The sequence below is a fragment of the Phreatobacter sp. genome (assembly GCF_027532945.1).
In the GTDB taxonomy this organism is placed as follows: domain Bacteria; phylum Pseudomonadota; class Alphaproteobacteria; order Rhizobiales; family Phreatobacteraceae; genus Phreatobacter.
Window position 1 is genome coordinate 26,772 of sequence record NZ_JAPZTZ010000022.1, and the last position, 21,084, is coordinate 47,855.

Here is a 21,084-nt window from a genome sequence, read left to right on the forward strand (position 1 = left end):
GCAAGGAGGCGAGGGCATGGAACGGGCTAAAGTTGCGGCATTGCGGGCGCTTGTCCTGCTGGTATCGGTCGTCGCGGCCTTGCCCGGCGCATCGGCCCAAACCGGCCCGTCCACCGTTCCCTCCTCGGGCAGCGCCGCCTATGACCGGCTCGACCTGACGACGCCCGAGGCGGCGCTGCGCCAGTTCCTCGGCGCCTATCGGCGCGGCGACTATGTCACCGCCTTCTGGATCATGGCGCCGGCCGCCCAGCAGGCCTTCTATGTTCATCTCATGCGGTTTGACCTGTCGCGGATCGCCCGGGTCTCGGTGACCGGGGCGATGACCCATGCGATGGAGATGATCCCGCCCGTCAACCGGCTGGAACAGACCGATCCGAGCTTTGCCTTCGCCTATGCGATGCAGGTGGCCCGGCGTCTCGACATCATGCCGCTCAACCTCGCGGGGATGCCGGAGGACATGAGCCCCGCCGTGGTGCCGCGGCTCGGCACCCGCGTGCAACTCGCGGACGGGCAGGTTGAGATCGCCATGCCGTTGCAGGCCTATCGCGCGCCGGTCGTCTTCCGGATGGTGCGCAGCGCGCAGGGGCGCTGGCGGGTGCAGCAGGTGCTGCCGCCCGGCGGCAATGTGGAGGCGCTGCCCTTCGGCCTGCCGACGGACTGATCCGCCGGCAGCCGGTCCTTCTCGCTCAGAGCCCGTCGAAGAGCGCGGTCGAGAGGTAACGTTCGGCGAAGCTCGGGATGATGACCACGATGGTCTTGCCGGCATTTTCCGGCCGCTGGCCGAGCGTGATGGCGGCTTTCACCGCCGCACCGGCGGAGATGCCGGTGGGAACGCCCTCAAGGCGGGCGAGTTCGCGGGCCTGGGCGAAAGCCTCGTCGTTCGAGCCCTGCACCACCTCGTCGATGACGCCGCGGTCGAGGATGTCCGGCACGAAGCCGGCGCCGATGCCCTGGATCTTGTGAGGGCCGGGATTGCCCCCCGAGAGGACCGGCGAATCCGTCGGTTCCACCGCAACGACCTTCACCGCGGGCTTGCGGCCTTTGAGCACCTGGCCGACGCCGGTGATGGTGCCGCCGGTGCCAACGCCGGAGACGAAGATGTCGACGCCGCCCTGGGTGTCGTTCCAGATCTCCTCCGCCGTGGTGTGGCGATGGATCTCGGGATTGGCGGGGTTCTTGAACTGCTGCGGGATGATGGCGTTGGGGTTTGCGGCGGCGAGTTCCTCGGCCTTGGCGACGGCGCCCTTCATGCCCTTGGGTCCCTCGGTGAGCACCAGCTCGGCGCCGAGCAGGGCGAGCATCTTGCGGCGCTCGACCGACATGGTCTCGGGCATGACGAGCACGAGGCGGATGCCGCGGGCCGCGGCGACGAAGGCCAGCGCGATGCCGGTATTGCCGGAGGTCGGCTCGATCAGGACGGTGTCCTTGGTGATCTTCCCTGCCGCTTCCAGCGCATCGATCATGGCGACGCCGATGCGATCCTTGACGCTGGCGATGGGATTGAAGAACTCGAGCTTGGCGAGGATCGTCGCCTTGACGCCATGGGTCGCGGCGAGGCGGTCGAGCCGGACGAGAGGCGTGTCGCCGACGGTCTCGGTGATGGAATTGTAGATGCGGCCGCGGCCGGGCTTGCGGGTCTTGTCGGGCAAGACGTGAGCGGTCATGGGAGCCTCCCTTCTTGTCCGGTCAATCTAGCGACGCACGGAAGGAAATTCTACGAACGGTGTCTTCGTGCCTCAAATAAGAACGATCATTCCCCATGGGGGAGATAACGAGGAACGCCTGTATCTCGCTCCGTCCCACCTGAGGGAGCCTCTCCCTCGGCTGGGGGCAGGATTGCGGTGATGGGGATCGACCGGCGAGGAACTTACCAGCCAGTTTTGACGTGGGAGACACGCCATGAGTGACGAGCCAGTTCGCACCAACGCCCTTCGCGCCGCCGATGTTCCGCCGCGCACCAAACCGTCGAACTATCCCGAACCCTTCTTCTCGCGCATGGCCGGGCGGACGAAGCGGCCGCTCGGCGACCTGTTCGGCCTCAGCAATTTCGGCGTGAACCTGACGACCCTGGCACCCGGGGCCATGTCGGCGCTGCTCCACCGGCACACGACGCAGGACGAGTTCGTCTATGTGCTGGACGGCGAGCTGGTGCTGGTCACCGACGAGGGCGAGACTCCGCTGAAGCCAGGCGATTGCGCCGGCTTTGCCAAGGGCGGCATCGCCCATCATCTGGTGAACCGTTCAGGCGAACCCGCGACCTATCTGGAGATCGGCGACCGCTCGCCGGGCGACAGCGCGAGCTATCCTCAGGACGACCTCGTGGCGGTGCTCCAGCCCGACAGGACCTGGGCCTTCACCCACAAGGACGGAAAGCCCTACTGAGCGGGCTCACAGGATCATCTGTGTCTGGGTGACGAGCGCGACCGGCTTGCCGTCGCCGCGAGTGATGCGCGTCTGCCAGACCTGGATGCGCCCGCCGCGATGGACCGGTGTCGCCGTGGCGGTGAGCGTGTCGCCGACCGGGCCGGAGCTGAGAAAGTTCGTCTTGCTCTCGATGGTCGTCGTGCCCTTGGCGCCGGCCGGCAGGTTCAGAAAGGTTGCGGCGGCGCCGACCGTGTCGGCCAGCGCCATCAGCGCGCCGCCATGGACGATGCCGCCGATGGTGCAGAGGTCGTCGCGGACGGTGAGTGTTGCGATGACCTCGTCAGCGCTCGCGGACTTGAAGGTCACGCCCATCAGGGTCGCGAAGGGGAGGGGATGGGCGGCGAGGCGATCGAGGGCGTCGGACATGGGCAGCCTCCTCAAGGGAGGGGAGCCTCTCGCCGGAGACGCGGCGGGTCAATGACGTCGGAGGTCATGGGGGCGGGGCCCGTCGCCACCTCGACAACAAAAAGCCCCGCGCGGTTTCCCGGCGGGGCCCTCGTCGCCTGGCGGCATTCCATCCGTGCGCACCAGGCTGATGCGGTATCTTCTCTCAGGCCGGGATGACGGCCTTGTGACGCGGATGCGGCGGAAATGTTTCCGCCGGCCGCATCAAGCGGGGATGCGCTCTTCCGCCTCGTTGGGCTCGCGCAGCACATAGCCGCGGCCCCAGACGGTCTCGATGTAGTTGCGGCCCTCGGAGGCATTGGCCAGCTTCTTGCGGAGCTTGCAGATGAAGACGTCGATGATCTTCAGCTCGGGCTCGTCCATGCCGCCATAGAGGTGGTTGAGGAACATTTCCTTGGTGAGCGTCGTGCCCTTGCGCAGCGAGAGGAGCTCCAGCATCTGGTACTCCTTGCCGGTGAGGTGCACCCGCTGGCCGCCGACCTCGACCGTCTTCTGGTCCAGGTTCACGACGAGGTCGCCGGTGGTGATGACCGACTGGGCGTGGCCCTTCGAGCGACGCACGATGGCGTGGATGCGGGCGACCAGCTCGTCCTTGTGGAAGGGCTTGGTCAGGTAGTCGTCGGCGCCGAAGCCGAGGCCGCGCACCTTGTCCTCGATGCCGGCGAGGCCGGAGAGGATCAGGATCGGGGTCTTGACCTTGGCAACCCGAAGCGACTTCAGCACTTCGTAGCCCGACATGTCGGGCAGGTTGAGATCAAGAAGAATGATATCGTAGTCGTAGAGCTTGCCGAGGTCGATGCCTTCCTCGCCCAGATCCGTCGTGTAGACGTTGAAGCTCTCGGACTTGAGCATCAGCTCGATGCTCTTCGCGGTAGCGCTATCGTCTTCGATCAACAGAACGCGCATGCCCATCCCCTTCCGCTGACCCAGAACCGGCCATCCCGCCCGACAGGACGAAACAGACGCTCGGCAAAGCGGTCCCGTGCCTTCGCCGCCGCGCGAAAGCTGTCTGGGACCCGTCCCCGTTCACTGATTCGACGCTACGCCCTAATGGTTAACAAACTGTGATTCGCGGGGGCAAGAGTCGGCGCGAAATTATTTCGCGACTCACTCCAACCTCCTGCGGAATCGACCATTTTGGCCGTCTCGCAGAGTCCGGTTCCTGCCATACCGCGACCAGGGGCCCGCTGTGGGTCGTTCTCGACGAACCCCCGGCGGTCGCGGGTGCCATTAATCGGCTGTCAGGGATCATTAACGCGCCGGGTTAAGGAAGGGTTACCCTTCGGGGCGCAATTCGGGCGGCATCTGCCTTTACTTGGGCTGAAGTGCAGCCCGGAGCGTTAAACTTCGCTCGAAAATGGTCCGTCGCGGCGGCAACGGAGCCGATATCGGTCGCTCGCCGGGGAAGGGGTGGGCGCATCCGATGGGCAGGTTCTACCGGGTGCATGGTTAACGGGCGGTAAACGTTGCCGGGTGATCGTTGCGAAATGCGCGAGTTCCGGTAAGGGGCGGCGATCGTCCCGGCAAAATCTGCCGGTCGGCGTTAAGAACGGGCCTTTCGTTAACCTTTCATTGACCATGCCGGCAGGATTGTGGACCGTCATTGACGGATCCTTTGCCCATGCGCGCGCTCGCCGACCAGATTTCCGACATCGATTCCATGTCGATCTACGGCCGCGTGTCGGGCGTGCGGGGTTTGATGATCGAGGCTTCCGGTCCGATCCACGCCATGAGCGTCGGCGCGCGGGTCACTGTGGAGACCGGCGCGCGGCCGATCCCTTGCGAGGTCGTGGGCTTTGCGGGCGACCAGGCGCTGCTCATGCCCTTCGCGGGCCTTGAGGGCGTCAGGCGCGGCTGCAAGGCGCTGGTCTCGCTGGCGCCCGCTGCCGTGCGGCCGAGCGCCGGCTGGCTCGGCCGGGTGGTGAATGCGCTCGGCGAGCCCATCGACGGCAAGGGTCCGTTGCCGCAGGGCGGCGACCCCATGCCCTTCCGTGCCGATCCGCCCGCCGCCCATACGCGCCGCCGCGTTGGCGCACCGCTCGATCTCGGTGTGCGCACGCTCAACACCTTCCTCACCTGCTGCCGCGGCCAGCGCATGGGCATCTTCGCCGGCTCCGGCGTCGGCAAGTCGGTGCTGCTGTCGATGATCGCCCGGAACGTCGAAGCCGACGTCTCGGTGATCGGGCTCATCGGCGAGCGCGGCCGCGAGGTGCAGGAGTTCCTGCAGGAGGACCTTGGCGAGGAGGGCCTCGCCCGCTCGGTGGTCGTGGTGGCGACCTCCGACGAGCCGGCGTTGATGCGCAAGCAGGCCGCCTATCTCACCCTCTCCATCGCCGAATATTTCCGCGACCTCGACCAGCAGGTCATGCTGATGATGGACTCGGTCACCCGTTTCGCCATGGCCCAGCGCGAGATCGGCCTCTCCGCCGGCGAGCCGCCGACCGCCAAGGGCTATACGCCGACCGTCTTCTCGGAACTGCCGCGGCTTCTTGAGCGCGCGGGACCCGGTCCGCGCGAGGGCGCGATCACCGCCATCTTCACCGTGCTTGTCGATGGCGACGATCACAATGAGCCGGTCGCCGACGCGGTGCGCGGTATTCTCGACGGCCACATCGTCATGGAGCGTGCCATTGCCGAGCGCGGCCGCTACCCCGCCATCAACGTGCTGAAGAGCGTCTCGCGCACCATGCCGCGCTCGGCCGATCCGGAATATTGGCCGGTCATCCAGAGGGCGAAACGGATCCTCGCGACCTATGCCGACATGGAGGAACTGATCCGGCTCGGCGCCTATCGCCAGGGATCCTCCGCCGAGGTGGACGAGGCGATCCGCCTTCAGCCGGCACTGGAGGCCTTCCTCGGTCAGCGCAAGGACGAGAACGTCAAGATCCGCGACGGCTATGACGGCCTTGCCCGCATCCTCGAGGAGGCCGGCGATCCGGGCTGATTTCGCCAATGAATGCGGTAACTTATGAACGTCCGTTTACCACGAATCATCGTTTTCGGAAACGGATTCTCAACCTCGTATGGCTAGCTTCATCCTTCATTAGGGGTAAGGCGTCCGCTTGTCGGGCGCTTCGGACGACCGGTCCGCGTGTGTGTGCGGAACGGAACCAGGGGACTTCTGGGAGTACGAGTCGATGAAGTCGCGAGAGACGTTGATCCGCCTGAAGCGCTTTCAGGTCGACGAGAAACGACGTCAGGTCACGCAGATCGAGATGATGATCGCCGAGTTCGAGCGCATGGCGACCGAACTCGACCGCGAGATCCTGACCGAGCAGAACCGGGCGAACGTGCACGATCCCGCCCATTACGCCTATCCGACCTATGCCAAGGCGGCGCGCCAGCGGCGTGACAACCTGATGGGCTCGGCCGGCGAGCTGAAGGGCCAGCTGGACGACGCCAAGGCGGCTCTGGCGGAGGCCTTCGAGGAGCTGAAGAAGGTCGAGATCCTCGACGAGCGCGAGAGCGCCCGCGACAGGGCCTCCGATGCTGCTCGCGAGCAGGCTGAGATGGACCGGATCGGCCTGTCGCGCAGCGGCGCCTATCTCGGCGCCTGAGCTCTCGTCACCGGCATGAACGAAGGCGCGGCTTCGGCCGCGCCTTTTCGTTTGCGATCAGGCCACCGGCCGGCGTTCGACCTCCACCCGCCAGGCGCCGGGCTCGCCGGCCACGGTGACGAGGTTCCAGGCCGCGCCTTCGTGGCGGCCGCCATGGGCGGCGGAGGCCGATGGCACGCCGATCACCGGGATCGGCCCGGCGGGGCCCTTCAGCTGCTTCAGCGTGCCCTTGTGGGTATGGCCGTGGAGGACCGCCTCGCAGCCCACCTTGGCCAGCATGGCGGTCAGATCCCGATAATCGCCGAGCCGCTTCTGCGGGCCGATGTCGAAGGGCGGGTGATGGATGAGGACGAGGCGGGCGAGGCCCTGCTCGCCCAGCATTTGCAATTCGTCGGCAAGGGCCGCGATCTGCCTTGGTCCGAGATAGCCGGTGGCGAGGAAGGGGGCTGTCGGCACGCCGCTGTTGACGCCGACGAGGGCCACCTGTCCACGGATGCGCGTGAAGGGGAAGGCGTAGCCGCCCTCATTCTCAGCGACGCCGTCGGAGAGGAACCAGGGCCGCCATTGCAGCACGATCTGCGGCACCGTCTGGCGCATATAGGCGTCGTGGTTGCCGGGAACAAAACTGACGCGATCCGGCGGGCCGATGCGCCACAGCAGGGTGCGCGCCGCCTTGAACTCGTCGGGCAGGCCCAGATTGACGAGGTCGCCGGTTACCGCGACGTGGTCCACATCGGCCTGAACGATGTCGGCGATCAGCCTGTCCAGCACGTCCATCCGGTGATGGTGTGCGCGGCCGCGGCGCCAGTTCAGGTAGCCGGTCAGGCGTTTGTTCATCAGCTCGCGCCAGGTTGGCGCGGGCAGGGGACCGATATGCGGGTCGGAGAGATGGGCAAGGCGGAACATGCCTCGCCTATGAGCGAGGGCGCGGGAGCTGTCCAGTGCGCCGGACCGCCGCGGAGCGCCGGATCAGGCGCGCGGCTGGTAGATGCCGAGAGCGGCCGCCGTGGCGCCGTCGCGGATCTCGAGGGAGGGCTGCCAGTGATAGGCCGGGCGACGCTTCAGGAGCGACAGAAGGAACGAGATGAACATGGAAAAGCTCCGAAAATGGGCGCAATGCTTGTTTGTGCATCGCAACATGCCGTCGAAATAGGCCTTTTCCGTGACTGTTTGAAGAACTTGCCTTGCCGGACCAGCCATGCATTTTTGATCGCCTCCGTTCATGGATCCTCAATCAGTCATCAGGGAAGCTGATGGAGTCCCCGCCTTGATCCTTCTCTCCCCGGACCGCCGCTCCTGGCTGACGCCGCTGTTGCACCTCTACTGGCGCTTCACCCGCGGCATGACGCTCGGTGTGCGCGGCTGTGTCACTGACGCGGAGGGCCGTGTCCTCCTCATCCGCCACAGCTACACGCCAGGCTGGCACTTTCCGGGTGGCGGGGTGGAGGTCGGGCAGACCGCGATCGAGGCCCTCGCCATGGAACTGCGCGAGGAGGCCAATGTCTTCGTCACCGGTGAACCGGCTTTCGCCGGCCTGTTCCTCAACCAGCGCACCTCGCGCCGCGACCACGTGGTGCTCTACCGGGTCGAGGCCTGGACGCAGCCCGCCCCCTTCACGCCCACCCGGGAAATCCTCGAGGCGCGGTTCTTTCCCCGCGACGCGCTGCCCGAGGGGGTGACACGCGGCACGAGGGAGCGCCTCGCCGAACTCTTCGAGGGAGCGCCGCGCAGCCCCTATTGGTGAGGCCTGCGCCCCAGCAGCAGCGTGACGATCGCGGCCGAGAAGACGGCGGCCGCGAGGGCATGGACGAGCGGTGCGTCGCCGGCTCCCGCCGCCGAGGGGATGGCCTCGCGCAGCAGCCCGAAGGCCGCCGGCGCGAAGGCGTAAAGCCCCTGTCCCAGCGCCACCGTCAGCGCCACGACCCGCGGCACGTCGCTCGGCGCGAATTCGCTCTGGGCGATCAGCGGCGGCAGGTAGACGACATTGCCGATGCCGAGGCCGAAGAGCGCAACGCCCGTCCAGATCAGCCAGGGGTCGTTGCCGTGGGACAGCATCAGCGCGCCGCAGCCGACGACCTGCACCGCATAGCTCGCCGCGGCGATCAGGCGGCGGTCGGCATCTGCGGGCATCACCGCCGCAAGCAGGGTGCGCCCGGTGACGGCGGCAAGGGTCGCGCAGGCAATGGCGATGCCGGCGACCATTTCGCCGAGGGCCGGGACGATCAGCGAGAAGAGGTGGGCGAGGAGCCCGGTCTGGGCGAAGAGCCCGAGTGCGGTCGCCCCGGCGAGGGTGCGGAACCTGCGCTCGCCCCACAGGGCCGCGGCGGGGAGGGGCGGGCGGACCGGGGCCGCAGGCGCGGTGTCCTGCGCGTCGGCCGCATCGCCATCCGGCCGCTGACCGAGCGAGCCCGGCGAATGGACGAAGACCTGTCCCGCCAGCAGCCACAGGATGGCGATGACCGTCGCGGCGATGAGGCTGGCCGCGAGGGGGAAGCCGAATGCCTGGATCGACAGGACCCAGAGCGGCGACATGAGGATGCCGCCGAAGCTTGCGCCATTATAGGCGAGGGCCAGGGCTGCTGGACGGCCGCGAGCGAACCAGGGCGCCACGATGGCATTGACCGCGGCGGCGCCGAGGGTCGCCCAGCCGAGGCCGCTGAGGACTGCGACGGGGAAGAGCTGCCAGGGCGCTGCGGCCAGGCTCCAGCCGACAATGCCGAGGCCGAGCGCCACAGCGCCGGCGCGGGTGACGCGCATCAGGCCCCAGCGGGCGTGGAGGCGCGGCAGGTTGGCGACCGCGATGGCGCCAGCGAGATAGTGGACGGTGATGGCCGCGGCGACGAGCCCGAGCGACCAGCCCTTTGTCGCATGAATGACGTGGAGAAAGATCGGCGGACCATAGAAGCCGAGGCCCCAGCCACAGATGGCGAGCACGAAGGCGCCTCGCACCACCGTCCAGCCGAAGAAGCCGCCTGCCGCCGTCCTGCTCATGCTCATCCGTCTCCGCTGCGGATCAGATCATGGCGCGAGCGGCGGCGGAATTGTTCGGCGCGGACCGAAGCCCCGCGCAGGCGCGTGGGCCTCCTGCCCTCCGGCCGGGATGACGGCCTCTTTGACGCGTGCTATGCGGCGACGATGATGAGGTTCAGCCCACGGATCGAGCGACGACGACGGCCGGCATGAGTGCCGCAACACCCGTTCGTTTGCCCCTGCCGCTGGACGCCTGAGCCATGCCCGACTTGTCGCTCGACCTGCACCCCGAGACCCCCGCCGACCATGCCGCCATCGAGCGGCTGCACGAGCGCGCCTTCGGCCCGGGCCGCTTCGCGCGCACGGCCTTCCGCCTGCGCGAGGGCGTCGAGGCCTATCACTCGCTGTGCTTCACGGCGCGCGTCGGCACGCTGCTCGTCGGCTCCATCCGCTTGTCACCGGTGGAGATCGGGCCGGGCACCGCTTGCGTTCTCCTCGGGCCCATCACCATCGACCCGGCCTTCCAGAGCAAGGGCATCGGCGGCGCGCTGATGCGCCGGGCCATGGATCAGGCGAAGGCCGAGGGGCACCGGCTCATCATGCTGGTGGGGGATGCGCCCTATTACGAGCGTTTCGGCTTCACGGTCGTGCCGCAGGGCCGCCTCGCCCTGCCGGGCCCGGTCGATCCGCGCCGTCTGCTGGTGGCCGAACTGGTGCCCGGCGCCTTCGAGGGTGTCAGCGGCCCCGTGCGTGGCGGCCTCGTGGCCGCGTGATACGCGAACGGCGCGGGATCTCCCGCGCCGTCCGTCCTGCAAGCCTTGGCTTACGACCAGCGACGCCAGCCCCGGCCGGGCGGCGGGCCGCGCCGACGGCGACGGCCCTCACCCCAGCCGCGCCGCTCCCAACCACGACGGCGCCCCGGCGGCATCCATTCGCCTCGCCTGCGCTGACCGGGCGGTCCCATGCCGTCGGGACCCCAGCCACGGCCCTGGGCGGCGGCTGGCGCAGGGGCCGCGGCGAGCGCTGCACAGGCGGCCACCAACGATGTGACAAGTGTTCGACGGTTCATGTCCGCGTCTCCTTGGGGCGGGTTCTGGTCCCGCCGGTTTGAACGTTCTCCCGAACGCACATTGTCCGCCGCCACCCGGGGGTGGCGACGGTTCATGGCCGCAATCAGGTGGTACGGACCGTCATGGTCGTGAGAGCTCTGACCGGTTCGAACGCATCCAGCTCACACGCTGCGACCCTTGTCGCCGTGCTGGCCCTGCTCGCTCTTCTGCTGGCCGCCCTGCTGGCCCTTCTGGCCATCCTGCTGCTGCTGCTGGCCGCCATGCTCGGAGCCCTTGCCCTGGTCCTTCTGGTCGCCGGGAGACTTCTGGCCGCCCTGGTTCGGATTCGGCTGGTTCTGGTTGGTCATTATCGTTTCCTCTTTTGCCCCCAGTCACGGAAGACCAACGTGCGGGGCGGAGGCATGTTCCTCCCGAGACCGTGACGCGCGGAGCCATCCGGGGCATCACGGAGGGATCCGGGGATTGCGATCCGGCCCCGCGGCGATCAGGTTGAGCGTCCGCCCCGATCCGAGGGCGGCAAGGACCCGCCGGAGGACATGACATGCTGCTACGACGCGCCTTTCTGATGGCCCTGATCGGCCTGCCCGCCGCCACGCTCGCGGCGCCCTCCGCCGAGGCTTCCTGGGTGTCGCAGGGCGTCAACGCCACCGGGCGCGGACTGCGCCGCGCTGGCCGCAGCATCAATCGCGGCGTGAGGCGGGGTGAGCGGCGGGTGCGCCGGCAGGTCTTCGGCCGGCCGCGTCGCCGTCGGCGCTGAGGCTCACGCCGCCAACTGCCGTCAGCGGCCCTCGCGGGCTCAGACGGCGGGTCAAGTTCCTCGGTCGATCGGACCGCCGTCAGCGTCCCTCGCGGGCCCAGACGGCGGTCATGGCGCCGAGCAGCAGGATGAGGCCGAGCAGGCCGGCGAAGGTCGGCAGGATGCCAATACCGCGCACGACCGAGGCGTCGCGCTGGCGGATGCCCATCCAGTCCTCGCCGCGCAGCGAATTGGCCGAGCGGGTCGGGACGATGCGCGGGACGCTGAGCGTGCCCGTTTCCGAGATCCGCCAGATGCCGCCGCCGGTCGCCCGCACCAGCGGCTCGAGCAGGCGCGTCGTTGAGGTGACGTCGGTGAATTCGCGCGGATTGGGCGGCCCGACATTGATGAGGCGGGTGAGACGGCCCGCCTGGGCGCGCCAGAGCCCGAGTTCGTTGATGTCGACGAGGCCGCGCCAGAGACCGGGCTCGGCGTCCTGCATCGACACGGTGACGCTGTCGCCGGAGGGGCGGGTGAGGGTCACGGTTTCCGGTCGCTCTGCCATGGTCTGGAGCTCGACGGCGAGCTGGCGGCCGCGCACGGCAAGGCGAAGGCTCTCCTCCTCCAGCTCCGGCTCCTTCATGAGCCAGTGCGAGAGGCGGCGCAGCAGTTCGAGATGCGGCCCGCCGCCCTCGAAGCCACGGGCCCAGAGCCAGATATGGTCGGAGAGCAGCAGCGCGACGCGGCCCTCGCCCTGGCGGGTGAGGAGGAGCACCGGCCGCTGGTCGGGGCCATCCATGACGGTCATGGCGCCTTGCGCCGGCTGGCGGCTCTCGATGAGGCGGAACCAGCGGCTCCATTGCGGATTGCCCTCGGCCGCCATGCCGGGCAACGCCCGCGTCACGGGGTGGCGACGGCCGGTGTCGGAGACTCGGGCGTGGAAGGGCCGCTCCATCACGTCGCCGGTGGGCGCGGCGGGCAGGATCGTCTCCAGTGGCGTGTCGTTGATCGAGGCGGAGGTGGCGTGTTCGGGGCCGGCGGCGATGAGCAGCGCGCCGCCATTGCGGACATAGCGGGCGATGTTCTCGAAATAGATCAGCGGCAGCACGCCCTGCTGGGCGTAGCGGTCGAAGATGATGAGGTCGAACTCGCGGATCTTCACCTGGAAGAGCTCGCGGGTGGGGAAGGCGATCAGCGACAGCTCGTTAATCGGCGTGCCGTCCTGCTTCTCCGGCGGGCGAAGGATGGTGAAGTGGACGAGGTCGACACCGGCATCCGACTTCAGGAGGTTGCGCCAGGTGCGCTCGCCGGCATGGGGCTCACCGGACACGAGCAGGACGCGCAGCTTCTCGCGGATGCCGTCGATGACGACGACGGCGCGGTTGTTGATCGGGGTGAGCTCGCCGGGAAGGCCGTCCACCTCGATCTCGATGATGTTGGCGCCCGCATGGGTGATCTGGACCGAGGTGCTCACCGTCTGGCCGGTGGTGACGGTGCGCCGTTCGATGACCTCGCCGTCGCGGCTGATGGTGACCGTTGCCGGCGCGGCGATGCCGCCGGTGCCATTGTCCTCGATGCGGAAGCCGATGGTCTGGCTCTGCTGGACGATGCCGAAGCGCGGCGTCTGGGTGAGGACGACGCGGCGGTCCTTGTCGGTGGAGCGGCCGGTGATGAGGGCGTGGACCGGTGCCGTGAAGCCGATGGCCGCGGCTTGCGCCGGCACGTCGTGGACCTGGCCGTCGGTGACGAGGATGGCGCCGCCGACCCGCTCGGCCGGCACGTCGGCAAGGCCGGAGCGTAGCGCCTCGAAGAGGTGGGTGCCGTCGGTCTGGCCGTCGGAGGCCCCCGCCTCGATCCAGCGGATCTCGAAGCCAGGCGAGCGGGCAAGGCTCCGCTCGATGGCGGCCCGCGCCTCGTCGGTGACACGGCGGCGGTCGGCCAGCGACTGGCTGGCCGAGCGGTCGAGGACCACGGCGATGACCGACTGCAAGGGGTCGCGGTCTTCCTGGGTGAAGACCGGATTGCCGAGGGCGAGCAGGGCCAGCGCCATGGCGCCGATGCGCCACCAGGCGCAGCGGCTGCGGGAGAGCAGCAGCAGCGCGGCGAGCGCAACCACAGCCAGCGCGGCAAGGCCGAGCGCCCAGAGCGGGATGACGGGGGACCAGACGACGCCGAGGCTCATCGTCAGTTCCCCAGCCGCTCGAGCAGGGCCGGCACATGGACCTGGTCGGTCTTGTAGTTGCCGGTCAGCGCATACATCACGATGTTCACGCCGAAGCGGAAGGCGAGTTCACGCTGGCGCGCCTCGCCCTGCACGGGGAGCAGTGGATTGCCCTGGCGGTCGACGGCCCAGGCCGAGGCGAGGTCATTGGCGGTGATGATGATGGGCGAGACGGAATCGGAGGCCCGTGCCGGCCGTGCCGTCTCCTCGTCGGTGGCCGGCGGAATGGCTTCCACCCAGGTGACGCCGTCGGTGTAGCGGCCGGGGAATTCGCGCAGGATGAAGAAGGCCCGGGCGAGCACGTGGTCGCGCGGCACCGCCTCCAGCTCGGGGATGTCGAGGCCGGCGAGGATGCGCCGGAGCGTCACCTGCGCCGGGCTCGCCTGGCCGGGGCGGGCGGTGATGGCATCGCGGGTATCGAAGATCACCATGCCGCCCTGTTTCATATAGGCGTCGAGCTTCAGCAGCGCCTGGGGCGAGGGCTCCTCGGCGCCCGCCACCACCGGCCAGTAGAGCACGGGGAAGAAGGCGAGTTCGTCGCGGGCAATGTCGACGCCCTGCGGCTGGGACGGCTCCAGCGCCGTGCGGGCGGAGAGGAACCGCGTCAGCCCTTCGAGGCCGGCGCGGGAGACCTCGTCGATCTCGCGCGAGCCGGTGACGACATAGGCAAGCCGGGTCGACTGCGTGGCGCGGATGGCCGCGTCGTCGGTGGCATTGCCGGTGGAGATGACTGGGCGGTCCTGGTTGCGCCGGGTCTGCGCGTCGGCATCGTGTCCGCCCATGAGGGTGAGAGCAGCGGCGGCCAATATCAGCGATGCCGCCACGCGGCGGCGCGGGCCGATGAGGCGCGCGAGGCCTCCGGCGATGAGGAAGACGATCAGGCCGTCGGCGAGGAGGAGGAGGAGGGCGGCCACGAGCAGCGGTGTCCTGAGATCGACCGGTTCCCCCAGACGGTACCGCTCGATCGTGGCGGAGAGGGGGCCGGCATCGAGGGGCTTCAGCCGTTCATCGGCGGTGAGCACGTTCACCGCAAGCGTTCCTTCGGCGGGGCCGTAGAAGCCGGGCGGGGCGTCGAAGGTCGCGGCGTCGCGCCAGTCCGAGGGGATCGGCTTGGCGGTGGCCGGCGGGGCGATGAAGGCGCCATAGCCGTCGAGCACGCGCGTCGGCGCGACGCGCTCGGCGGCGCGGGCCTGGCCGGGCGCGCCTGCAACGCCCTCAGCGCCCGGCTTGCCGGCGGCGGACAGCCCTGCGATGCGCTTCAGCATGTCGACGAAGGCGCCCGACAGCGGCAGGTCGGACCAGGCGGTATCGGCGGTGATGTGGAAGAGCACGAGCAGGCCCTGGCCGCGCTTTTCGGCGGTGACCAGCGGCGTGCCGTCGGCGAGCTGGGCCCAGGTCTTGTCGGCCAGCAGCCCGTCCGGCTCGGCGAGGACCTGGCGGCGGACGCGCACGTCGGCGGGCACAGCAATGTCGGCGAAGGGGCTCTCCCGTCCGAAGGGGGATAGAGCCTGCGGCGTCTCCCAGGAGAGCGCCCCGCCGAGCTGACGGCCGCCACGGCGCAGGCGCACCGGCACGAGGTCGTCGCCCTGCGCGCCGGCGAGGCGGGTGCCGGCGAAGCGCAGCAGGATGCCGCCGCCATCGATGAAGCGGTTGAGCGCCTGCCGCGCGGCGGGGGTGACGGTGCCGACATCGGTCAGCACGATCATCGGCACGCGGCTCTCGATGAAGCGCAGGATGGCGTCGGAGGGCGAGGCGCCTTCGACCGTGCGGATATCGGCGAAGGGCTCCAGCGCCCGGCCGAGATAGTAGGTCGGTGACAGCAGCGGCTGGGCGACGTCGGTGCTGGCGCCAGAGACGACCCCGACCGTGCGCCGGGCCCAGCGGGAATCGATGAGCTGGACGGCACCGGCCGAGCGCTCGCCGGCAATGTCGAGGCGGGTGATCTCGTTGCGGATCTCGACGGGCAGGTCGAAGCGCACGTCAGCCTCGGTCTTGCCGGCCTCGAAGGCGAAGGCCGATTCGCCCAGCGGCAGGCCGCGGCCGTCGAGGGCGCGCACGCGGCCGACCTGGGCCGGGCCTCCCTGCGGCCGCAGCACCTTGGCGGTGAAGCCGCCCGCGGTGTTGGTGGCGGCGGCGAGGGCGAGAGGCTGGGCAAGGCCGGTGTCGAAGACGGTGACGCGGCGGCCGGTGACGAGTGGCGCCAGCTGGTCGATGAAGGCCTTGGTGCGGCCGGTATCGGTGCCATCGGCGAGCCAGACGACCTCGGCCTCCGGCTGGGCGGCGAGGAACTTGGTCAGCGCTGGAAGGAGCGCGGCGCGGTCGGGCGTGTGCGGCAGCGGGTCGATGGAGCGCAGCCGCTCGCGCACCGTTCCCGGCGTTTCCAGTGCGATGTCCACCACCGGGCGCGACGTTGGCACGAAGGCGACGGCGCGGCCGGCGCTCTCGGCGGAGGCAATGATCTCTGACGCGACGCGCTGTCGCTGGTCGAAGGTGGCGGCGGAGGGCCAGCCATCGTCGAGCAGCAGCAGCACGGGGCCGCGCGCACCGCCGGTGGCCGCCGGCGGGTTCCACATCGGCCCGGCCATGGCGAGGATGATGAGGGCGGCGAGGAGCAGGCGCAGCGCGGTCAGCCACCACGGGCTATGCGAGGGCGTCTCCTCCTTCGGCGCGATGTCCATGAGGATGCGCGTCGGGGGAAAGCGAACCCGGCGCGGCCGCGGCGGCACGAGGCGCAGGAGCCACCACAGCGCCGGCAGCGCGGCGAGGGCGAAGAGAACCAGCGGCGAGGCGAAGGCGAGGGGCAGGCCGAGCATCAGGCGCCTCCCGCCGCGGGGCCGAGATCGCGGGAGCCGGGACCCATGCGCTGGTGCAGGGCAAGGATGGCGGTGGCCGGCGGCTGGTCGGTGCGGTGGACGGCAAAGCTCCAGCCGCGCGTGTCGCAGTCACGGCGCAGCGCGGCGCGATGGGCGGCGAGGCGGGCGATATAGTCGTCGCGCCAGGTCTCGGCCCGGCCGGCGGTGATCGTCAGCTTGTCCTCGAGCTCCTCGAACTCGACCCGGCCCTTGTAGGGGAAGGTCTCCTCGATGGGATCGTTGATCTGCAGGACATGGCCGCGCGAGCCGGTGGCGGCGAGGCCGCGGATCTCCTCGCCGAAGGTTTCGGCCGGCACGAGGCAGTCCGAGAGAATGACGACCTCCGACAGGCGCGAGACGGGCGCGCGGGGCGGCAGGTTGGCCGTCGCGAGATCGGGGAGCGCCAGCAGCGCATCCGCCATGCGGTCGATGATGGCGCGGCTGGCCGTCGGGCGCATGATGCCGGGAATGCCGACGCGCTCACCGCCGCGCACCATGATCTCGGCGAGGGCGAAGGCGATGACGAGGCAGCGGTCGCGCTTGGTTTCCCAGGCGAGCGGCGAGACGAACTGCATGGAGGCCGAGCAGTCCGGCCAGATCCAGACCGTGTGGGCCGCCTCCCATTCGCGCTCGCGGACATACAGATTGCGGTCGCGGCCCGAGCGCCGCCAGTCGATGCGGGCGGCGGGCTCGCCGTTCATGAAGCGGCGGAACTGCCAGAAATTCTCACCCGTTCCGGCGCGCCGGCGGCCGTGCAGGCCATGCACCACCGTTGCTGCCACGCGCCGCGCCTCCAGCACCAGCCGGGGCAGGGCGGCGGCGAGCATCTCGCCGTCGCGCATCAGGCGGCTGGCATGGTCCTCGCGGCTCTCGGCGTTGGCGAGGTCGAACATCGGCGTCAACCGATCGGCTTGACCAGAGCGGCGATGGCTTTCTCGACCGTCAGGCCGTCGGCCCGGGCGGAGAAGGACAGGGCCATGCGGTGCTTCAGCACGGGTTCGGCCAGCGCCACGACATCGTCGACCGAGGGCGCAAGGCGTCCATCGAGCAGGGCGCGGGCGCGCACGGCCAGCATGAGCGCCTGCGAGGCACGGGGGCCCGGACCCCAGGCGATGGCCTGCGCGAGCTCGCCCTTCGCGGCGCCGGGACGGGCGGAGCGGACGAGCTGGAGGATCGCCTCCACCACGGATTCGCCCACCGGCAGGCGGCGGACGAGCCGCTGCGCTGCCATCAGGTCGTCGCCAGTGAGGGCGGCCTTGGCACGGGTCTCGTCGGCGCCGGTCGTGTCGAACAGGATCTTCCGCTCAGCCTCGAGGTCGGGATAGTCGACGTCGATCTGCATGAGGAAGCGGTCGAGCTGCGCCTCGGGCAGGGGATAGGTGCCCTCCTGCTCGAGCGGGTTCTGGGTTGCGAGCACGTGGAACGGGCGCGGCAGCTCGTAGCTCTCGCCGGCGACCGTCACGTGGTGCTCCTGCATGGACTGGAGCAGCGCCGACTGGGTGCGCGGCGAGGCGCGGTTGATCTCATCCGCCATCAGGAGTTGGGCGAAGACCGGGCCCTTGATGAAGCGGAAGGCGCGGCGGCCGCCGGCCTCCTCCTCCAGAACCTCGGAGCCGAGAATGTCGGAGGGCATGAGGTCGGGCGTGAACTGGATGCGCCGCGCGTCGAGGCCGAGCACCGTGCCCATGGTCTCCACGAGCTTGGTCTTGGCGAGGCCGGGAAGGCCGACGAGCAGCGCATGGCCGCCCGACAGGACGGTGATCAGGGCCCGGTCGACCACGGCCTGCTGGCCGAAGATCACGGTGGAGATATTGGCGCGCGCGGTGCGGATCTGGGCGGCCGTCGCTTCGGCGGCGCGGACGATGGCGTCTTCCATCCGTTCGGCGGTCTCGGCGGTCATGGTTGCTCCCTCGAGGCTGCGTCGCTGTGCATTGCATCATGGCCCATGCGTTGCGACGGGGATAGTCGAGTCTTAGGTTCGTCACAGGCATCGTCCACCGGAACCGGTCCGGAAGACAGGGCCCATCACCCAATCGTGAGGTGGCGAAGTGATGACGCAGGGGGGACCGCAGCAAGGTCTCGACGGGATCGCGGCGGCTTTGAAGAAGGCCGGCGGCGGGGCGCCGGTTCATCTGTGGAACCCGCCCTATTGCGGGGATCTCGACATTCGCATCGCTGCCGACGGCACCTGGTTCTACATGAAGACGCCCATCGGCCGGATGCCGCTGGTGAAGCTGTTCTCCTCCGTGCTGAAGCGCGAGGAGGGGCGCTATTTCCTCGTCACGCCCGTGGAAAAGATCGGCATCGTCGTGGACGATGCGCCTTTCGCGGCGGTGGAAATGCGGGTGAATGGCGAGGGGCGTGACCGCCGCATCGCCTTCCGAACCCAGGTCGAGGACTGGATCGAGGTCGGGGAGGACCATCCCCTGCGTTTCGAGAAGGAGGAGGGCACGGACGGCGTGAAACCCTATGTGCTGGTGCGCCGCGACCTTTGGGCGCGGGTTTCGCGGTCCCTCTTTCACGATCTCGCGAGCGTCGGGGAGATCGAACGCCATGATGACCGCGACTGGTTCGGGCTCTATGTGGCGGGAACGTTCTATCCGATGGTGGATGCCGTCGAGATCGAGGGCCTGACGTGATCGATTCGCCTGACGCATTCCGCCTCGCGGTCACCCGCCGGCTCAACCTCGACCTGCCGCAGGTGCAGCAGGACCTGTTCGGCAATGGCGCGACCAGCCCGCTCGACGAGGGCGACCATACGGTCAACGAGGGCCGTCCGCCCCGGCCTGCCGCCGTGCTGGTCCCGGTGGTGGCGCGGGACGAGCCGACCATGCTGCTGACGCAGCGCTCCAGCGACATGCCCGACCATTCCGGTCAGATCGCCTTTCCCGGCGGCAAGATCGAGACGGAGGATGCGACGCCGCTGCACGCCGCGCTGCGCGAGGCGGAGGAGGAGATCGGCCTTGCCCGGGCCCATGTACAGCCGCTCGGCTACCTCCTGCCCTTCCTGTCGCGCACCGGCTTCTTCATCACGCCGGTGGTGGCGCTGGTGCATCCGCCCTTCGAACTGGCGCTCAATCCGCGCGAGGTGACCGACGCCTTCGAGGTGCCGCTCTCGTTCCTCATGGATCCGGCGAACCACCAGAGGCAGCACCGCGAGTTCAACGGCCAGAGGCGGCATTTCTACGCCATGCCCTTCGGCGAAAGGTATATCTGGGGCATCACCGCCGGGATCATCCGCAATCTTTGGGAGCGGCTCGATGAGGCGGCGCCTGTGGGGGCTCCCGCATGAGGATCGCAATCAACCTCGTCCTCTTCATCCTGCCTTTCGTGCTGTATTTCTTCTGGCTGCACCTGAAGGAGCGCAACCCGTTCCTGAAGGAGCACTGGGATCGCCAGCCGGTGGTCTGGCTCGGCCTGTTCGGCCTCGTGCTCGGCGGCGGCTATTTCCTCTACCACCTGTCCTACCAAGTGCGGGATCCGAACGTCGTCTATCGCCCGGCGCGGGTCGAGAATGGTGTGTTTCTCCCCGCGGAGATGCAGCCACGCCGGCCGGAGCCGCCGCGATGAGCGAGGCTCCGCTGCCGCCGCTGCCGGCCTGGTTCGCGGACGGGCCGGTGCGGCGCCTCATCGACGTGATCGGTATCGAGGGCGACGAGGCGCGTCCCGTGGGCGGGGCGGTGCGCAACTGGCTGATCGGCTCCTCGTCGGGCGACGTCGACATCGCGACGACGGCGCTTCCGGCCGTGGTCGCGGCCCGCTGCGGCAAGGCCGGGTTCAAGGTCGTGCCGACCGGCATCGACCACGGCACCGTCACGGTGGTGGTGGACGGCACCGGCTTCGAGGTGACGACGCTGCGCGAGGATGTGGCGACCGACGGGCGCCGCGCGGTGGTGCGCTTCGGGCACGACTGGCTCAAGGACGCGGCGCGGCGGGATTTCACCTTCAATGCCATGAGCCTGACGGCGGAGGGGGCGCTGTTCGACCCGTTCGGGGGGCGGGAGGACCTCGCCCGCGGGCGCGTCAGGTTCATCGGCGAGGCGATCGCGCGCGTGCGCGAGGACAGGCTGAGGATCCTCCGCCTGTTCCGCTTCCATGCGACCTATGGCGCGGGCGCGCTGGACGCGGAGGCGCGGGCCGCCGCGATCGCCGAGCGGGCGGGCGTCGCGGACCTCTCGCGCGAGCGCGTGCGCGCCGAACTGATGAAGCTCCTCGTCGCCCCGCGTGCGGGCGCGGGTGCCCAGGCCATGGCCGATTGCGGCCTGCTCGACCGCATCCTTGGCGGGGTGCCCATGGCGGCGAGCGTCCAGCGCCTGTCGGCGATCGAGGCGGCGACGGGCCTTCCGGCCGATCCGGTGCGACGTATGGGCGCGCTGGCGGTGCTGACATGCGAGGATGCGGTGCGACTGCGCGACCGCCTCGCCCTTTCCAATGCCGAGTTCCGCCGCCTCGAGGGTATCGGCCACGGCTGGCGCCAGGCCGATCCGGCCGCCGGCCCCATCGCCGCCAAGGCCCTCCTCGCCGCCACCGGACCGCGCGGCTACGGCGACCGCGCCATGGTCGGTTTCGCACGATCCGGCGCGCCCGCAGACGATGCGGCCTGGTTGCAGCTCCTTACGTTGCCGGAGCGTTGGAAGGCCCCGAGCCTGCCCGTGTCCGGCGATGATCTGATGCGCCGCGGCCTTCCCGCAGGCCCTCCCGTGGGCCGTGTCCTCGCGTCGGTGCGCGAGCGCTGGATCGCTGCCGACTTCCCCATGGACCGGGCGAGCGTCGAGGCCATCACGGCCGCGGCGCTCGCGGAGGAGCGCGGCTGACCGCGCCAAACGGCCGATAAATGCGTGGCCGATAT

General features: G+C 69.4%; 22 protein-coding genes. 11 read left to right on the plus strand and 11 right to left on the minus strand.

Annotated features, from left to right (window positions below):
• The first annotated feature begins 16 nt into the window (after positions 1 to 16).
• Positions 17 to 661: a hypothetical protein gene (locus tag O9344_RS16125; RefSeq protein ID WP_298479551.1), complete on the plus strand. Its 645-nt coding sequence runs from the start codon at positions 17 to 19 to the stop codon at positions 659 to 661.
• A 25-nt stretch (positions 662 to 686) separates the two neighbouring features.
• Here O9344_RS16125 and cysK read toward each other — a convergent pair whose 3' ends face one another.
• The gene (gene cysK / locus O9344_RS16130; RefSeq protein WP_298479553.1) at positions 687 to 1,664 is read right to left on the minus strand and encodes a cysteine synthase A; all 978 of its coding nucleotides are present in this window, start codon (positions 1,662 to 1,664) and stop codon (positions 687 to 689) included.
• Positions 1,665 to 1,899: 235 nt separating this feature from the next.
• Between cysK and O9344_RS16135 the strand changes: the two genes are divergently transcribed.
• Positions 1,900 to 2,382 carry a cupin domain-containing protein gene (locus tag O9344_RS16135; protein WP_298479556.1) on the plus strand — a complete coding sequence of 161 codons (483 nt, stop codon included), beginning with the start codon at positions 1,900 to 1,902 and terminating at the stop codon, positions 2,380 to 2,382.
• A 6-nt stretch (positions 2,383 to 2,388) separates the two neighbouring features.
• Here the strand turns inward: O9344_RS16135 and O9344_RS16140 are convergent, their stop codons facing one another.
• Both O9344_RS16140 and ctrA read right to left on the minus strand, forming a co-directional pair.
• A complete protein-coding gene (locus O9344_RS16140) occupies positions 2,389 to 2,790 on the minus strand; it encodes a PaaI family thioesterase (protein ID WP_298479559.1) in 402 nt (133 codons plus the stop codon).
• 243 nt (positions 2,791 to 3,033) lie between these two features.
• Positions 3,034 to 3,735 carry a response regulator transcription factor CtrA gene (gene ctrA / locus O9344_RS16145; protein ID WP_108178383.1) on the minus strand — a complete coding sequence of 234 codons (702 nt, stop codon included), beginning with the start codon at positions 3,733 to 3,735 and terminating at the stop codon, positions 3,034 to 3,036.
• Positions 3,736 to 4,450: 715 nt separating this feature from the next.
• Between ctrA and fliI the strand changes: the two genes are divergently transcribed.
• The gene (gene fliI / locus O9344_RS16150) at positions 4,451 to 5,773 is read left to right on the plus strand and encodes a flagellar protein export ATPase FliI (protein WP_298479565.1); all 1,323 of its coding nucleotides are present in this window, start codon (positions 4,451 to 4,453) and stop codon (positions 5,771 to 5,773) included.
• Between the two features lie 193 nt (positions 5,774 to 5,966).
• Positions 5,967 to 6,386, plus strand: coding sequence for a flagellar export protein FliJ (gene fliJ / locus O9344_RS16155; protein ID WP_298479569.1), 420 nt, complete (start codon positions 5,967 to 5,969; stop codon positions 6,384 to 6,386).
• Between the two features lie 57 nt (positions 6,387 to 6,443).
• Here fliJ and O9344_RS16160 read toward each other — a convergent pair whose 3' ends face one another.
• Entirely contained in the window at positions 6,444 to 7,292 is an 849-nt protein-coding gene (locus O9344_RS16160; RefSeq protein WP_298479572.1) for a metallophosphoesterase, read from the minus strand.
• A 63-nt stretch (positions 7,293 to 7,355) separates the two neighbouring features.
• Positions 7,356 to 7,478, minus strand: coding sequence for a hypothetical protein (locus O9344_RS16165; protein WP_298479575.1), 123 nt, complete (start codon positions 7,476 to 7,478; stop codon positions 7,356 to 7,358).
• A 175-nt stretch (positions 7,479 to 7,653) separates the two neighbouring features.
• Between O9344_RS16165 and O9344_RS16170 the strand changes: the two genes are divergently transcribed.
• Positions 7,654 to 8,130: an NUDIX domain-containing protein gene (locus tag O9344_RS16170; RefSeq protein ID WP_298479578.1), complete on the plus strand. Its 477-nt coding sequence runs from the start codon at positions 7,654 to 7,656 to the stop codon at positions 8,128 to 8,130.
• On the opposite strand, the gene O9344_RS16175 is transcribed toward O9344_RS16170, so the two are convergent.
• The gene (locus tag O9344_RS16175; RefSeq protein ID WP_298479581.1) at positions 8,121 to 9,383 is read right to left on the minus strand and encodes an MFS transporter; all 1,263 of its coding nucleotides are present in this window, start codon (positions 9,381 to 9,383) and stop codon (positions 8,121 to 8,123) included. The two genes, O9344_RS16170 and O9344_RS16175, sit on opposite strands and share 10 nt — an antisense overlap.
• Before the next feature lie 233 nt (positions 9,384 to 9,616).
• On the opposite strand from O9344_RS16175, the gene O9344_RS16180 reads away from it, so the two are divergent.
• A complete protein-coding gene (locus O9344_RS16180; protein WP_298479584.1) occupies positions 9,617 to 10,129 on the plus strand; it encodes an N-acetyltransferase in 513 nt (170 codons plus the stop codon).
• A gap of 458 nt (positions 10,130 to 10,587) precedes the next feature.
• On the opposite strand, the gene O9344_RS16185 is transcribed toward O9344_RS16180, so the two are convergent.
• Complete coding sequence (locus O9344_RS16185) at positions 10,588 to 10,773, minus strand: hypothetical protein (protein ID WP_298479587.1); 186 nt, start codon at positions 10,771 to 10,773, stop codon at positions 10,588 to 10,590.
• A 194-nt stretch (positions 10,774 to 10,967) separates the two neighbouring features.
• Between O9344_RS16185 and O9344_RS16190 the strand changes: the two genes are divergently transcribed.
• Positions 10,968 to 11,183: a hypothetical protein gene (locus tag O9344_RS16190; protein WP_298479590.1), complete on the plus strand. Its 216-nt coding sequence runs from the start codon at positions 10,968 to 10,970 to the stop codon at positions 11,181 to 11,183.
• A 79-nt stretch (positions 11,184 to 11,262) separates the two neighbouring features.
• Here O9344_RS16190 and O9344_RS16195 read toward each other — a convergent pair whose 3' ends face one another.
• The 4 genes from O9344_RS16195 to O9344_RS16210 are packed head-to-tail and all read right to left on the minus strand — an operon-like array spanning position 11,263 to position 18,135.
• Positions 11,263 to 13,344, minus strand: a complete 2,082-nt coding sequence (locus O9344_RS16195; RefSeq protein ID WP_298479593.1) for a hypothetical protein — start codon at positions 13,342 to 13,344, stop codon at positions 11,263 to 11,265.
• A 2-nt stretch (positions 13,345 to 13,346) separates the two neighbouring features.
• Positions 13,347 to 16,196 carry a DUF4159 domain-containing protein gene (locus tag O9344_RS16200; RefSeq protein ID WP_298479596.1) on the minus strand — a complete coding sequence of 950 codons (2,850 nt, stop codon included), beginning with the start codon at positions 16,194 to 16,196 and terminating at the stop codon, positions 13,347 to 13,349.
• The gene (locus tag O9344_RS16205) at positions 16,196 to 17,128 is read right to left on the minus strand and encodes a DUF58 domain-containing protein (protein WP_298479598.1); all 933 of its coding nucleotides are present in this window, start codon (positions 17,126 to 17,128) and stop codon (positions 16,196 to 16,198) included. Before O9344_RS16205 ends, O9344_RS16200 begins: the two co-directional genes overlap by 1 nt.
• Before the next feature lie 5 nt (positions 17,129 to 17,133).
• Positions 17,134 to 18,135, minus strand: a complete 1,002-nt coding sequence (locus O9344_RS16210) for a MoxR family ATPase (RefSeq protein WP_298479601.1) — start codon at positions 18,133 to 18,135, stop codon at positions 17,134 to 17,136.
• Positions 18,136 to 18,286: 151 nt separating this feature from the next.
• Here O9344_RS16210 and O9344_RS16215 point away from each other — a divergent pair, with 151 nt between their 5' ends.
• From O9344_RS16215 to O9344_RS16230, 4 genes are read left to right on the plus strand one after another with little or no spacing between them, the layout of a single operon-like run.
• Complete coding sequence (locus tag O9344_RS16215; protein ID WP_298479604.1) at positions 18,287 to 18,874, plus strand: DUF1285 domain-containing protein; 588 nt, start codon at positions 18,287 to 18,289, stop codon at positions 18,872 to 18,874.
• Positions 18,871 to 19,527, plus strand: coding sequence for a CoA pyrophosphatase (locus O9344_RS16220; RefSeq protein ID WP_298479607.1), 657 nt, complete (start codon positions 18,871 to 18,873; stop codon positions 19,525 to 19,527). The genes O9344_RS16215 and O9344_RS16220 overlap by 4 nt, the downstream gene beginning before the upstream one ends.
• Positions 19,524 to 19,805 carry a DUF6111 family protein gene (locus O9344_RS16225; protein WP_298479610.1) on the plus strand — a complete coding sequence of 94 codons (282 nt, stop codon included), beginning with the start codon at positions 19,524 to 19,526 and terminating at the stop codon, positions 19,803 to 19,805. Before O9344_RS16220 ends, O9344_RS16225 begins: the two co-directional genes overlap by 4 nt.
• Positions 19,802 to 21,049 carry a CCA tRNA nucleotidyltransferase gene (locus O9344_RS16230; RefSeq protein ID WP_298479613.1) on the plus strand — a complete coding sequence of 416 codons (1,248 nt, stop codon included), beginning with the start codon at positions 19,802 to 19,804 and terminating at the stop codon, positions 21,047 to 21,049. The genes O9344_RS16225 and O9344_RS16230 overlap by 4 nt, the downstream gene beginning before the upstream one ends.
• Positions 21,050 to 21,084 lie beyond the last annotated feature (35 nt).